Annotated in this window: 5 protein-coding genes; all 5 read left to right on the forward strand. The window is 63.8% G+C overall.

Annotation, left to right across the window (positions count from 1 at the left end):
- Window position 1: 1 nt before the first annotated feature.
- From WKV53_RS20295 to WKV53_RS20315, 5 genes are read left to right on the forward strand one after another with little or no spacing between them, the layout of a single operon-like run.
- Window positions 2–1,045 carry a hypothetical protein gene (locus WKV53_RS20295; protein ID WP_341406625.1) on the forward strand — a complete coding sequence of 348 codons (1,044 nt, stop codon included), beginning with the start codon at window positions 2–4 and terminating at the stop codon, window positions 1,043–1,045.
- Window positions 1,046–1,068: 23 nt separating this feature from the next.
- Window positions 1,069–3,639 carry a hypothetical protein gene (locus WKV53_RS20300; protein WP_341406626.1) on the forward strand — a complete coding sequence of 857 codons (2,571 nt, stop codon included), beginning with the start codon at window positions 1,069–1,071 and terminating at the stop codon, window positions 3,637–3,639.
- A gap of 40 nt (window positions 3,640–3,679) precedes the next feature.
- The gene (locus WKV53_RS20305; protein WP_341406627.1) at window positions 3,680–12,427 is read left to right on the forward strand and encodes a hypothetical protein; all 8,748 of its coding nucleotides are present in this window, start codon (window positions 3,680–3,682) and stop codon (window positions 12,425–12,427) included.
- Window positions 12,428–12,471: 44 nt separating this feature from the next.
- On the forward strand, window positions 12,472–15,093 hold the full coding sequence (locus WKV53_RS20310; RefSeq protein ID WP_341406628.1) for a Calx-beta domain-containing protein: 2,622 nt from the start codon (window positions 12,472–12,474) through the stop codon (window positions 15,091–15,093).
- Between the two features lie 18 nt (window positions 15,094–15,111).
- Complete coding sequence (locus tag WKV53_RS20315) at window positions 15,112–16,095, forward strand: peptidylprolyl isomerase (protein ID WP_341406629.1); 984 nt, start codon at window positions 15,112–15,114, stop codon at window positions 16,093–16,095.
- The last annotated feature ends 6 nt before the right edge of the window (window positions 16,096–16,101 follow it).

The following is a 16,101-nucleotide window of genomic DNA, read 5'->3' on the forward strand; positions in this document are numbered from 1 at the left end:
CATGATCCGAGCCGTGCTTCGGGCGTATGCCCGTTCCTTCGTCCTGCCGTCGATTCTCATCGCGGGGAGCATTTCACTGCATGCTGAGGACGAATTTCCCGGTCACCAAAGGACCCAGGAAATCGCGCTGCACAAGGGCTGGAACGCCGTTTATCTGGAGGTGGATCCCGCCAATGATGCGCCGGCCACGGTGTTTTCGGGGCTGCCGGTCGACAAGGTGGCGACGCTTTTTAAAAATCCGGACAACCAGCAATTTGTCAGTGATCCCACCATCGACCTGAGCAAGGCGCAGGGCTGGGGTGTGTGGTATGCACCGGAGCTGCCGGAGGCGTTCCTGAAGTCGCTCGATGCCATCGATGGCAATCGCGGCTACCTGATCCACGCGAAGTCGGATTGCCAATGGCGGCCGACGGGACGGGTCACGGGTGAGCCGGTGAAGTGGCAGCCGGATGCGTTCAATTTCACGGGTGCCTCGGTGGCCGCAGTCGGCGGACCGACCTTCGCCCAGTTCTTCGCAGGCTCGAAGGCCCATAAGAACCAGACGATCTACCGCCTGGTCAATGGCCGCTGGAAGCAAGTGCTCCAGCCGACCGCCGAGACGATCCGTTCCGGCGAGGCCTTCTGGATCTACTGCAAGGGTTCCTCCGATTATCAAGGCCCGCTTCGCGCTGAGGTGACCGGTGGCAAGCTCGCGCTGGGCACGGGCCCGGCTGACCTGACGCTTCGCAATGAAGCGCCGCATCCGCTGACGCCGACGATCCAGCATGTGGCCGGCGATGCCTCGCCGCTGCCGCTTTCGATCCTGGTCAAGACCTACGGCGACCCGGCTGCCCCGGTGAAAACGGTGTCCGCGAACATGCCGGCAGCCGCCTGGCAGCAGCCCTTGCCCGCGCTGGAGATCGCTGGCGCGATCTCGATTCCCTTTGAGTGCCGCAGCGGCGAACTCCTCCGCCCGCTGCAAGGCTCGCTGTTGAAAATCACCACCGACCTCGGGACGGAGACCTGGGTGCCGGTGTCAGGCCGTCGTGACGACCTCGGTCAGTGATCTCTTTCCTCTCCTCCTTCGACATGAAGTCCTCCTTTTCTCTCTCCTCGTTGCTGGCGTGTGCCCTGTGGACCGCTGCGACGGCGAACTCCTCCGCCGAATCTCCGTATCGCGGCCTGTGGGTCGGCGACGTGGCACTCGGCAAGGTCAATGAGGTGACCGTGCCGCTGGACGCGCAGAACGTCCCGCGCGCCCCGGACCCGAACACGCCGACGCCGACCTTCGACGCCGCGAATTTCCGCGTGATCGTCCATGTCGATGCGATGGGTCGTGCCAGCCTGCTGAAGCAAGTGGCCATCCTCGCCCGCAAGGCCGACCTGCAGAAGACGGAGAGTGACATGGCGCTGGTGACGGACGAGCGCCTCTACGGCTCCTTTCCCGCGCAAGCCGCCAGCCGCATCTCCAGCGTGGTCTTTGACTTCGGTGATGCGAAGGCGACAGCCGCCGTGGATCAGATCGTCGAGCGTGCTGCCGCTGCGGCGGTGACCGCCGCAGCGTCGCCTGGTGCCACCAAGGCAACGGTGAAAGCCGCGGCCCAGAGTTCGGCTCAGGCGGTGATCGCCCAAGCCGATGCGACCGAGAGATTTTCTTCGTTCCTGCAGGCCAACCTTGACGCGACGAAAGTCCGCGCGATTGCGAATGGCGGCTCCACGTCCGCTGCCCGCACCGCGGCGAATGCTCTCAAGAACGGGTCATTCTATCAGGACACCCGCGGCATCGAGATGATCGATGCGATCGAGGCCTCGCTTGCGGCATTGCCTGCCTCGGCGACCCAGCAGCAGCGCGAGCAGGCGGCGCTCAATACCGCTGCCGCCTTTGCCGAGACCGATCAGGGCTACGATCGCTTCCTCGCCAGCGAGCTGGTGGGCGATGCGATCGCCGCCGCTGCCGAGAAAGCCGCGAGCACTGCGGAAGGCATCGCCTTCAAGCCGATCACCGCTTTCCAGACCGCCGACTCCGGAGCTGCGGTGGCCGCCGTTTCGACCGCGCATGCCTTGATCACCGGCGACGAAATCGCCGTCCAAGGCGCCGCGATCTCGGCCTACAACGGCCTGCGCAAGATCACCCGCCTCGACAACAACACCTTCAAGATCGCCACGCCCTTCGTGGCAGGCGGCAGCATCGCTGGCTTCGCTCCTTCCAACAACATCGCCCCGCTGCGGGTGACCTCGCCGGGTCACGGCCTGAGCGATGGCGCGCGTATCACGGTGCGCGGCTCGCTGGCCGCCTACAATGGCAGCCACCTCGTGACGGTGGTGGACGCGAACACCTTCACCATCCCGGTCGCCTTCGCCTCCGATCCGCTCGACCGCGGTTTCTGGTCAGTGAAGTCCGGCGATATCATGGGTTTCGAAAGCGCGCCCGGCGGTGTCTCCGGCGTGAAGATCACCAGCCCGAACCACGGCCTCGACAATGGCCAGGTCATCGAGATCCAAGGCGCGGGCCAGGCTTCCTATAACGGTCTCAAGACGATCACGCGCATCGACGCGAACTCGTTCACCATCCCGGTCGCCTTCGGTGGGGACCCGGCGATCAAGGGAAGCTGGGACATTCCGGAAGAGATCACCGCTTTCGCCCCTCCGGCCTCCGTGCCGACCCGTATCTCCTTCACGAATCACCGCCTCTCCACGGGCGACCGCATCCTGATCTCCGGCTCCGGCAAGCCTGAGTACAATGGCGAGCAGGTCGTCACGGTCATCGATGCGAACACCTTCTCGATCCCGATCCCATGGGATGCCGCGACTGGTGATCCTGCCACGAAGGGCACCTGGGCTCCCGGAGCCGGTGGCCAGTGGCGGAAGACCGCCGCGATCCGCGCCGCACTCGATCAGGTTGCGAAGGTCTCCGAAGCGCGCACCAAGGCGCTCAATGTGAAGCTCACCTCCTACTCCGACACGCGCGCCCCGGATGCGATGGAGCTGTTGCTTTCGAGCATCGTCACCGAGGCTGCCATGTCCGACTCGCCGCTCGCGTCCGAGATTGCCTCGCTCGCTGAAAAGGCCGGCCGCGATGCGCTCTCGGATTCGGTGGTCCGTTACTCGCGCCCGACCGCGGTGCCGTCCACGGACTACACCACTTTCGTTCGCTCCACCACCTTCTCCGGTGCCGTAGCCACTGCTGCTGAAGCCGTGGCCACCGCCGTGCTGAAAGAGAAGGCCGACCTGCTCGCTACCCCGGCCTCGATGAAGGACAAGGGCCGCGAGGCAGCGATCAATGCGCTCTCCTCCGTGTATGCCGCCGCGTCGCGTTCGCTGCTCACCGAACTGCCGATGACCGGCGATTTCGGCAACACGCTCGCCACCGAGATCGTGCTGCCGGCGAACCATCCCACGAATCCCTTCCGCCACCGCCGCCACCCGGACCACACCACCGGCTTCGACATCCGCCGTCTGGTGAACCTCAGCTTCCAGCCCGTCGATGGCCAGCTGCTCTCGCGCACCGGCTACGGTGTGGATCGTATTTCCGGCACCTACGCCGAGGAGATCTTCGGCCTGCACAAGCCGCTCGGCCCCTCGAAGAACGTCGGCCTCAAGGTCGCCGGCACCTTCCAGCTCCACCGCATCAGCCTGATCGACACCCTCAACGGCCGCTAAGCTGAGCTGAGTTTTTCCCCACCCGCTTTCTACCCTTCCCATGATCCCGCTTCCGAAATTCCGCACGCTGTTTGCCGGCCTGTTGCTAGGCCTTGCCACCGCGTCCTCCGCGCGGGCGGACGTTTCCGATCTTCTCTTCACCGTGAAGATCGATGGCGACGTGAACGTGCCGACCATCACGGTCACGAACAACTCGCCGAACCTGGACATCACCCACTTCGAGTTCACGATCGGTGACCTCGGAAAGAACTTCGACGGCGACGAGCAGACCGTGACCAACCCTCCGGGCGGCACGGCCACGCGTACCACGCCGATGCCGGGCCAGCGCAATGACAAGGTTGCCTTCGACATCACCGGCTTTGGACCTGGCGAGTCCTTCACCTTCAATGTCGACGTCGACTCCGACGGCTTCAATAGCTACGAGAACTACCACAACGTCTTCTTCAACAACGGCAACGCGGCGAACTCCGTTGCCACCGTTTGGTCGGGACCTGCCAGCGCCTCGCGCACGCTCGATGACAATTCCTCGACCTTCGTTTTCCGCGGCCCCTCCCGCACCCTGAAGGTCATCAGCGCCGAGGAAGACGGCGGCCTGCCGGTGCGCGGCGTCGTCGTGAAGCGCGATGGCGAGGTCATCGCCGATGACGAGACGGAGTACGACAACATCCAGGTGGCTCATGGCGATCGCATCCAGATCATCGCCCAGCCGGAAGTGTACAAGAACATCCACGCCGAGTACATCACCGACCCTGAGACGGTGAAGAACCAGGCCGAGGAGCGCTTCGTGGCGATCGGCATGTCGGTGAACAACACACCGCAGACCGCGGACCCAACGAACTACGATTTCGAGATCACCCGCGATACGGATGTGCAGGTGAAGTGGCAGCACTACTACGCGCTGACCATCCGCCATGACTTCAGCAAGACGCAGAGCCAGGAGATCATCGCGGGCACTCCATGGGCGGGACCCCTTGCCTCGGATGCCTCGGGTAGCCCCAGTCCGCCGGCCAGCCGCCAGTGGGTGCTCAAGGGAAGCCAGCCGGTCGTGCAGATCGATGGCTACGTGCTCGACAATTTCAGCCACCCCGGCCTGGACATCCGCCACGTGGTGAAGGGCTACCGCGCCTATGGTCCGCCGAACAATCTGGTGAGCACCACGCAGAATGACGCGCGCTTCCCGTCGCCGAAAGGCGCGCGGGTGGACATCCGCGACCAGAGCGTGGGCACCATCACGAACTATGCCGCCGGCACCGGTGGCACCACGGTGACGAACTCGCAGGCCCACACCGTGAGGGGGGGGGACTGGATCGAAATCACCGGAAGCGGCGACAATGCCTACAATGGTACCTTCCAAGTGCTCTCGGTTCTCGGGAACACCTTCACCTTGAATGTGCCTTTCAGCACCTCGCCGATCGCGAAGGGCCTGTGGCGCAATGTCACCTATGTGAAGTTCTTCAATTTCTCCACCGTGGAGCCTCGCCAGCAGGTGAAGCCGAACTTCCTGATGTATGGACCGGCCGGCATCACCTACGTCTGGCAGATCCAGTACGGCGTGCGTCTGAATGCGGATGATCCGTCTCGCCTCTCCTTGACCAAGGTCTACGAAGTTACCGCAGGTGGCGATGTCGACAAGACCGTGCAGGATGGCGTGTCGTGGTTCGATCCGGGCACTCGCGTGAAAGTGGTTTCCGCCAAGAAGGAGCCGATTGCGAATGGACTCTCTGCCACCGGTTGGGTGAATGGTGATGGCTACTACTTCGCCGCAATGGGTGAGATCGATCCGGCCACCGGCTTGCCGACCAGCGGCAGCCCGGCAGTGGTCAATGGCAGCCCGGTCGCCACTTGGACCAGCAGCGGCCCGAATGCTTCCCTCGGCTATGAGATCTCCAATCTCCAGCGCCCGGTCCGCACGATGTGGCGCTACGGTGCCGGCGCGATCGTGGTGAACGTCACGATCGGCAAGCATTGCTTCGAGGACTATCCGCAGTATGCGGCGATGTTCACCCAGGCACCGAATCCGATCATCAATGCGGTCCCGGATCCGGTCGCCATCGCTCCCGGTGGTGCCGCCCCCGGTGCGGAATTGATGGCGGAGTGGGATCCAGTCAGCGCCCGTCTTTTCCCGACCATTCCGGGTCGCTTCACGGTGCCGTGGAAGCCGGGAACCAGCCCGACGGCCAATACCGTTGAAGTCCGTGTGATCGCCACGCTGCCCTTCGATGCACAGCGGCAGATCCGCGGCCACTACCCGCACATCCAGGGTGCTCCTGCGGTCGCCCTCGATCCGGACCCCACCGATAGCTTCAGCTTCAAGTCGATCAAGTACACCACCGCCGGTGCTTCCGTGGACTCGAACAAGAAGTTCACCACCGAGCGCCCCGGCCTTTCGGTGCTGCTGTTCTCGCAGATCCAGAGCGGTGGCCGTGGCCAGCCGCGCGAGTTCCTCCAAGTGCGCGTGGTTGATACCCGTGCGTGGGACACCAATCTGCCCGCCGTGCCGACGCCGGTCACCGTGGGCGAGAAGATCCTCGATCCCTCGGTGGACCTTGCGAACCTCGGCACCGGCTACATCTTGGACCTGACCGGCAAGGCCCGCTACAATCCCTTCGTCTACAATGGCGCCAAGATGGATGGCATCGCCGCCAAGGACGTCTATGACATGGAGCTCCTGCGCGCCGACACCTCGGCGCTCAAGGTTCTGAACAAGGGGGCGCTGCCCGGTCCTGTCATCACGGTCAACGAACATCCCGGTGTGCCGGACCGCGAGTTGCCGATCGTCGTTTGGTACGATGATCCTCGTAGAAACGACACCCTGCTGTGGCCGTGGGCTTCCCGCATCTACAAGCCGACCTGGCCGTCGGCGGGCACGCTGCCGCAGATCGTCATCGCCAGCCAGCTCGGCAGTGATGGCAAGAGTGCTTCCGGCCAGGATCAGATGGTCGCGCCCGCGATCGGCACCGCGCCCGTCGCCACCACCTACGATCCATCGCGCATCCAGGCGGTGCAGATTTACAATCAGCCGGACTTCAACTCGCCCGGCTACAATCCGAACGAAGAGCACGCGCTGGTCGCACCGTCGCTGCGCTACCTCGATGTCTCGCCGCGCCCGCCGGCGATCTACGCGCTCCGCGCCGGTGACCTGAACTACTCGAACAACACCATCACCAGCGGCGTCGCCCGCTATACCTCGCATCCGTACGTGCTCACGCAGTTCTTCGACGTGGCGGCGAACGAGGTGAAGATGAAGGTGTATGCGATCAAGAAGGAGAGCGCCAACGGCGACAATCCGGCCTATCGCTTCGCCAACAATTTCACGGCCAGCACGACGAACCTGAAGACCCAGCCCTTCGTCTCGATGAAGGCGGGCGAGCCGGTGATTCCATTCTACCCGCTCGGCGTCGCGATCGGCGCGGCCCCGGCGGCGGAGACCTTCGGCAACAACTTCTTCACCCAGGAAGCTTACTGGGAAGATTGGCGTGGCTCGTACTGGTCGATCTCCGGTGGCGACAAGGCCTGGTTCAATGTCTCCTTCTACTACCCGCTCGCCCCTGACTTCTGGTGGCCGCCGACGGTCCAGGTGCCGCCGGTGAAGGTGAACAAGAATGGCGCGACCTATACCGCCGCCTACGATGCTTCTCGTACTCCGAAGGTGCCGGGCGTCGGTGATGCCGTGGCCTTCCTGCCGTCGTCGGTGAAGACCAACGCGATTGAAAGCAATCTCCAGCAGCACCTTCCCACGAAGGTCATCTACAAGTCCGAGTGGCCGGATAACCCGGCGGTGCTGAAGGCGGGTGAAACGCTGACTTTCTCCGGTGGCGAATATCGCTCCGACAATCCGACCAAGGTGCTGGTGAACAATGGGGTCTCGACCACCGTGCAAACGCCCGGTCTGCCGCAGCTCACCGCCTTCGCTTCGGCCGAAGTCGTCTTCGACTCGCTCAATCCGGACGCACTGCCGAACCAGTTGAAGAGCCGCTGGACCGCTCGCGTGATCCAGGCGCTCGACAAGCGGACTGCTCCGCTCTCCGTCGGCAGCTTCCCGTCCGAACTCCAGCCGGCCAGCGGCCGCACGACGGTGAAGCAGGGCAAGTATGTCTTCAATGAACTGCCCGCCTCGCTGCAGAAGCGCCTGCGCTACGACCCGCTCGCGACCCGTCCGGTCACCGTGGGTGGCGTGACGAGCCAGGTTCCCGGTGTGCTCGAGTTCAGCGGCCTGCTCAATGACAAGAACATCGGCGACGCCACGCTGACCGCTTCGCCGCCAGCCGTTTACTCGCTGGAGCCGAACATCCTCACCACTTCGGAACGCGATTCGATCCTCGCGCTGGTCGATGTGGGTTCGTCCGCGCGCACCGCGTGGGTGAATGCCGTCACCGCGCTCTACAATACCACGCGGAATCCTGAAGGCGTTCCCGGCACGGACGGCGACTACCTGACGGGTCTGATGAAGATGCCGCTCTACGGTCCCGACGGCAAGATCCTCAAGGACGAGCTCGGCAACGTGCGCTACCCGACAACGATCACCCCGACGCCAATGCGCGCTTACGGTCCCGGCCTCGCGCTCGTGCCGAATGGTGATTTCCTCAATCCGACCGGCACCCTGGCCGATGGCACCGCATTCCCGGATGAAAGCTGGGTGACCGTGGTGGAGAACAACGACTCCACGCTCGGCGGCTCGCCGATCACGCCGCACATCATCAAGGTGGACCGCAAGCAGCGCTATCGCGGCTCCGTCCAGACGGTCCTTTCCGACAACGTCTTCGACGAGAACATCAACCTGCGCTCCACCGGTGACTTCGGTGCGAATGCCGACGATCTCGTCTTCGAGTGGTGGTATCGCCCGGACGATGGCAGCCTCAATGTCCCGCCGCCGGACATGATCCCGGCTGGCCAGACCAATCCGTGGAAGCTCTTCCCCGATCCGACCGGCCAAGCTGGCAAGGCCCGCTACCAGATCACGCTGAAGGGCAATCCGAATGCGCCTGAGGCATTGCTCGCCGATACCTTTTGGTTCGCCCGCTATCGCCACAAGAACGACACCGTCAGCGGCACCAACTGGAAGCTGACCCAGCCGAACGGCCGTCAGGGTGTGAACTTCATGTGGGCCGGCGCCGGCAACTCGCAGCCGTTCGTGGATGCCGACCTCGACGGCTTCCCGGACTACCGCGCGCAGCTCGCCCAGGGCTGGATCAAGCGCGTGCTCGATGCGGTGAACCCATACGAAGCCCGCATCCGCGACTTCGAAGGCGACGCTCCGTCCACGCTGGCCTCCATGGTCGCGCAGTTCGGCGCTCGCTATGAGGGACCGGTCGCGCTCAATCCCTCGAAGAACGTCATCGAGAATGTCGGCCTGATCGAACTCTATCAGACTATCCTCAATCGCGGCCGGAACCTGAGCATCGATCTCTCCACGCCGGTCTCGACACCGGCGATCTCCAACGCGCTGCAACTCGCGGCCACCCGCATCTCCGATTTCTACACGCTGCTCGGCAACGAGGCGTATGTGGACGCGGAAGACCCGACCATCGGCTACGGCAGCAACAGCGTGGACTACGGCAGCCTCGCGACTTCCGTTTTCACCTTCGAGAACCAGTTGTCCTCACCGATCGAGGAAGAGCTCGCGCTGCTCCGTGGCGTCGATGACTACTTCGCGCGGCCCGTTTACAACCGCCTGTTCTGGAACTTCACCAAGGGCGAAGGGGAAGCGGCCTACGCGACGAGCTACAACATCAGCGACATCAATGCCGACGGCTTCATCGACGAGGACGATGCGATGCTGATGTTCCCGCAAGGTCACGGCGACGCGTGGGGCCACTACCTCACGGCGCTGACCTCGACCTACGAGCTGCTGCGCCATCCGGCCTTCAACTGGGTCTCCCGCTCCGAGTCCTACAACCTGCAGGACATCGTGATCAGCGTGGACTTCCTTGATGAACGGAAGTTCGCCGCCACTGCCGCCGCGAAGGCGAAGGCTGGCGCGGAGGTCGTGAACATGACCTATCGCGACCGCTACGTCGCCGATCCGAAGGCACAGTGGCAGGGCTACACGGATAGCAATGCCGACCGTGCCTGGGGTGTGGACGAATGGTCCCGCCGTGCAGGCCAGGGTGCCTACTTCGACTGGGTCACCGCGAACGCGCTGCTGCCATCGCAGCATCCGAACACCACGCTGGAAGGCATCCGCAAGGTGGACCGCCAGTCCAACGCTGACATTCCGGTCATCTCCGCCAACCTCAATGCGATCCAGCGCACGATGGATCAGGCGGACAACGGCTACAATCCGCTCGGCCTCGCCAATGGCGCACAGGTCTTCGACCTCGATCCGGCACTTCTCGATGGCGCGGGTTCCTCGCACTTCGACCAGATCGAAGAGCGCGCCGCTGGCATGATCGATAATGCGACCACGGTCTGGGACAATGCCAACTCGGCCAGCAACATGCTGCGCCAGGTCGGCAACAGCGAAGAGGAGTTCCGCAACTCGACCTTCCAGGAAGACCTCTCCTACCGCAACCAGCTGATCTCGATCTTCGGCAAGCCGTACGAAGGCACCGTCGGACCGGGCAAGCTCTACCCGGCCGGCTACAGTGGTCCCGACCTCGCGCTCTACATGTATGTGCCGGTGCGCCAGATCAACAAGGACACCGTGCCTGGTCCGGCCGCGAGTTTCGCGACCTTCGATGACAAGGGCGCGCTCAATGGCGGTGACCTCTACAATGCCTTCCTCGCGGCCAAGCCCGACGGCAGCGGCAGCAGCATCCTGAACAAGGAGACCGCACTGAAGGATGTGAGCGTCGGCCTGCGCAACATGTTCGCGCCGACCTTCGCGAGTGCATCGAACGACCTCAGCTACGCGTCCGACACGACCAGCGGTGTCTTCTCGGTGAACTTCACCGACCTGACCAATCCGAAGGTGGACCTGACCAACTTCACCAACCTGATGCCGGTGACTGCCGCGGGCTACACCTTCCAGGCTCCGTCTTCGTGGGGCAGTCGCCCGGCCACCGGCCAGCTTCAGGACATCATCAACCAGATGATCCAGCAGGAAGCTGCCATCGCCGAAGCGATCAACGCCTATGACGGCAAGGCCGGCGAGGCGGTCAGCGTGTTGCGCATGGTCAATGCCAAGCTCACCTCCAGCGGTCGCAACCAGGGCCGCACCGAGATCTTCACCCGCGTGAAGTATGCGGTGAACAACACGATCAAGGTGATCGAGACCGCCAAGCAGGTCGTCGATGCCGCCGAGCAACTCACGTGGGAATTGAAGGAAGCGATCGTCGAAGGCGTTCCGGTGAACCTGCCGACCGGCGGTCTGGCAATCTCTCCGGGTGACGCGCTTTCGCTCGCCCGCTCCGGCATCGAGTTCACCGCGACGGGCACCCGCGCGGGTCTGTTCACCGCGGACAGCGCGCTGACCATCGGCAAACTCATCGCCGAGATCTCGCTGGATGTGGCCGAGAACGAACTCGAACTCACCAAGGCAGATGAAGAGCGCACCCAGAGCATCCGCGAGTGGCTGAAGGAAGCCGAGGACGCGATCGGCGACGAAGCGATCCTGCGCGTGGCGATCTTCAAGGAGATCCAGGCCTTGCGCGCCTTGTCCGACCAGTACCGCAGCCTGCTGGATGAAGGTGGCCGCCTGATCGATGAGCGCGCTGCCTTCAACAAGCGCGTCGCCGCCCAGACCCAGCGCAATCGCTACCAAGACATGACCTTCCGGGTGGCTCGCAACCACGCGCTGCAGACCTACCGCAGCTCCTTCGATCTCGCCTCGCGCTATGCCTTCCTTGCCGCGTCGGCCTACGACTACGAGACGAACTACTCGCTCGCCGATCCGGCTTCACCCGTGGATGCCTACGGCGAGATCATCAAGGCGCGCAGCATCGGCGCGCTCTCGCAAGTGCTCACGCAGCTCAAGGCGAACCACGACTCGCAGCGGAGCTTGCTTGGCCTGAACAATATCCAGCGCGAGACCGGCGACATCTCGATCCGCCGCGAAGCCAAGCGCATCCTCGCGGGTGGCGAAGTCCAGCCCGGCAGCCCGGCCAATGAGTTCCCGGCTCCCGGCGAGGATTCCGATACCGTGTGGAAGCAGGAGCTTCAGAAGGCCCGCGTGCCTGACCTCTGGCAGGTGCCGGAGTTCCGCCAGCACTGCCGTCCATTTGCCTCGGCAGTCGATGCGACGGGCAAGCAGGTCCCGCAGCCGGGCATCGTGCTCCGCTTCTCGTCCGACATCAGCACGGGCAAGAACTTCTTCGGCCAGCCGCTCAGCGGTGGCGACCACGCCTACAGCACCAGCAACTACGCGACCAAGATCGGCAGCGTCGGAGTGATCTTCGACGGCTATCGCACGGACAGCGTGTCGAACGACCTGGCTGCGGCGCCGCGCGTCTACTTCATCCCGGCGGGCATGGACATCATGCGCGTCTCGCGGACGGATGATCCGGATGAGAAGCGCTCGTGGCACGTGGTCGAGCAAGCGGTGCCGGTGCCCTTCCCGGCGACCAGCTCGCAGATCAACAAGAGCGGCTACATCCCGCTGCTGGATGGAGTGAACGGTCGCCTCGGTGACACCCGCCGCTTCTCCGACTTCCGCGCCTATCCGGATAGCAATGGCTCGCCGACGAGCGACATGCGCCTGCTGGGCCGCTCGATCTGGAATACCCAGTGGCTGCTCATCATCCCGGGCGCGACGCTCAATGCGGACCCGAACACCGGCCTCGATCGCTTCGTCGATCAGGTCTCCGACATCAAGCTGATCTTCGACACCTACGGCCAGAGCGGCGGCTGAAACAACGGAACATCGACCGAACCTAACTCCCACCCCGATTTTCCATGATTCCCAGGAACTGCTCCACCCGTCCGGCGCGCACCGCCGCGACCTGGCTGTCGATGCTACTGCTCGGATCGACTGCCGCGCACGCCGCCGCGATCATCAGCGAGCCGGAGACGCTCGTTTACGGCCGCATCCTCAACCGCAAGAATCCGAACCTGGAGCAGCTCGTCACAGCGGGCACGCTCTACTGGACCATTCAGAAGCCTGACGGCTCCACAGTGGTGCTTTCGGGTGAAGTCGATGCGCTTGATAACGGCCACTACTCGTATCTCGTCCGCATCCCGCACCAGGCGATGATGCTGGGCCAGCAACCCTCGCCGCTGGTGCTGCCGCTCGGCACCACGACCACGACGGCATCGCACGCGTCGATTTCGTTCAATGGTGCGCCGGCGACCATCCTCTCGCCCTCCACGTCCGTCTTCGACCTCGACCAAACGCTTCGCGCTTCCGCGCTGCGGGTGGATCTGGAGATCAATGCGGCGAATCCCGATGGAGACGGCGATGGCATCCCGGACTGGTGGGAAGACAAGTACGGCCTCGACAAGCAGGACTCCACGGACGCCCTCACCGACGCGAATGGCAACGGCCGCAACAATCTCGCCGAGTACCTTGCCGGCACCGATCCGAATCACAATAGCACGCAACCGCTGCTGCTGACCCATGAGGTGATCGCCTATTCGAAGTCGGAGTCGTTGGTGCTGCTCGAGACCGCCGATAGCAATAGCACTCCGGCGCAACTTACCTACACGCTTTACACTCCCCCGACCGGTGGCCGTCTGGTGCTGCGAAATGCGGTCCACTTGCCGGCGACCACCTCGGTGCCGCTCGCCGCAGGCGCCACGTTCACCCAGGCGGACGTCTCCGCTGGTCGCCTGGTCTTCGAGCACACGGAAGGTGAGACGCCGGGTTCCTTCGAGGTCGGCGTTCGCGATGAAGTTCCTGCCAATCCCGAGTCGCGCGGCCCGGTGCAGGTGCTGCTCTTCGATCCCGCGGACAATCTCGTCGCGGCCACCCCTGAAGAAAGCGTGCGCCTTGAAGCGCGCCGTCTGGCCGTGAGTCACGGTCACCTCGTGGCTGATCTCAGTTCGGCCGCTGGCAAGCATCGCCTCTCGGCTCCCACGGCCGGCCTTTCGGCCTCCGCCTATCAAACGCATGTGACGAATTACGGCGCGGAAACGCCGCACGTGTTCCTCGGCGGTCCCGCGGACGACACCTTCACCGGCGGCGCGGCAGCGGACTTCTTCTACGGCAGCGATGGCGCGAACACGATGACCGGTGGCACCGGCGGGGACTCGTTCATCTTCACTGGCACCTCGCCGTCCGTCGACACGATCACCGACTTCACGCCGACGCAGGGCGATCTCATCGATCTGTCCGGCGTGCTCGATGGCCTTTCCACGAGGCTTACCGACTACGTTCGCATTCGCCGCAGTGGCACGGATGCGATGTTGGAAATCTGCGCGGGCGGGACGAACTCGGGCTTCACCGACCGGGTGATCCGCTTGCAGAACTCCACGCTGCAGCCAGCCGACGTGCTGAACCTCTACTACTCGGGTAATCTGGAAACCGGTGCGGTCGGGTTGCCATCGCGCGTGAGCATCACCGCGACCAATACCGGAGCCAGCGAGAACGGTCCCGTGGCCGGTCAGTTCACGGTCACCCGCGAGGGTGACTTTGACCTGCCGCTCACCGTAAACCTGACGATCAGTGGCAACGCGACCAATGGGGTCGACTACCAGAACATCCCCTCGTCGATCACGATTCCCTCCGGTCAAGCGGGTGCGGTGATTTCCATCCTGCCGTATGTGGATGCCACGGCGGAGTTCAATGAGACGGTCTTCATCCAGATCGCCGACTCGACTGGCTATCTCACCGGCACTGCGGCGAGCGCACAGCTCGTGATCGAGGATCTCAAGCCGCAGATCTCGCTGGAGGTGATTGAGAAGCTGGCCGGTGTTACCGGCAGCTCGCCGGCGTCGGTCGTCATTCGCCGCGGTGGTCTGCTTTCGCCGGAAGTCTTCGTCCAGTTCACGCTTTCGGGCACGGCCAAGAGCGGCACCGATTACAATACGGTCACTCCCTACGTCACCTTCACCTCGGGGCAGACGGCAAAGGTCATCGAGTTCGTGCCGAAGCCGAATGCCAATTTCGCCGGTGCGGAAGCCAAGACGATCCGCATGACGGTGAAGGCCGATACTGCCTTTGCCAGTATGGTGCCGGCTGCCGACCTGACGCTGGTGCCTCAGCGCCTGAGCTACGACGAGTGGCTGGCAGCGCGTGGTGTGAATGCCTCCGATCAAGAATTGCTCCGCTACGGATTCAGCCAAGGCACAGCTCCTAGCGACAACTCGATGTTCGCCCGCATGCCGAAGGCCACGGTGGAGGATGGCTACCTCACGCTGCGCTTCCGCAAGAAGCCGGGTGTGAGCGACATGAACTACCAAGTGCAGTATAGCAGCAATCTCACCCAGTGGCAGAGCGGCTCCGACGTGGTCGAGGACATCACCTCGCAAGTGGCCCCGAATGATCCGGGTGCCGCGGTCTTCCGCTCCAAGACTCCGATGTCCGCCGCAAAGGTCGCTTCCATGCGTGTGAACCTGCTGCTCGAAAACAACGACTGATCCCTGTCTCGCCTGCTCATGCTGCTTCGATTCCTGCCCCGCGCCATCGCCCTCTGCGCCACTGCCTGCCTTGTCAGTCAGTGCGAGAAACCGGCGACGACGGGAGCCCCGGCAATTCCCAAGGACGCGCTCGCCACGGTGGGCGCGCAGGCCATCACCGAAAAGGATCTCATCCAGGAGGCCGAGTGGCGGAAGGCGAACCATCAGGCGGTGCCTGCCGCGCCGGAGCTGCTGAAGGAGATGGCCAACCGTCTCGCCCTGGTCGAGAAGGCGAAGCAATCGGGCATCGCCGACGATCCCGAAACGCAGCGCAGCATCCAGAGCATCATCATTGCGCGGCTTCGTGAGAAGCAGATCGATGCCGAAGTCGCGAAGGTGACCGTGAGCGATGACGAGCTCAAGGCTGCCTACGATTCGCGAAGCGCCGAGTTCGCCCGCAAGCCTCTCGATCGTTTCGCCATTCTCTTTCAAGCTGCCGATGCAAAGGCTTCCGACGCCCGCAAGGCCGAGGCGAAGAAGGGACTGGAAGATGCCATCGCCCTGGCCGATGCCGCTCCCGCGCCCGGGGGCAGGGGACCGGCCGCCGGAGGCTTTGGTCAAGTGGCCGCACAGCATTCGGAAGATCAGGTCACGCGCTATCGCGGTGGCGACCTCGGTTGGATCGAGGGCGACGCCAAGGAAACCCGCTTGCCCGTCAACGTGCTCGAAGCGGGCCGCGCCCTGGAAAAGGGCAAGCGCAGCGGGGTCATCGAAGCCGCTGATGGCTTCTACGTGATCATGAAAACCGACGCGCGTGCCGGTGGTGCACGCCCAATGGAGGAGGTTGCCGATAATCTCCGCCAACAAATCCTGCGCGATAAGCGCCGCGCGCTTGAGGAGCAATTCCTCGCCGACGCGATGCAATCTTCCAAGGCATCCATCAATGCCGATGCCGCGGCCAAGGTGACCCTTCCTGTCACTCCCGCGCCTGCGCCTGCCGCTCCCGTACTTTCGCCTCCCTGATTTCCT

Origin of the sequence: Luteolibacter sp. Y139, assembly GCF_038066715.1 — a bacterium.
Taxonomy (GTDB): Bacteria; Verrucomicrobiota; Verrucomicrobiia; order Verrucomicrobiales; family Akkermansiaceae; genus Haloferula; species Haloferula soli.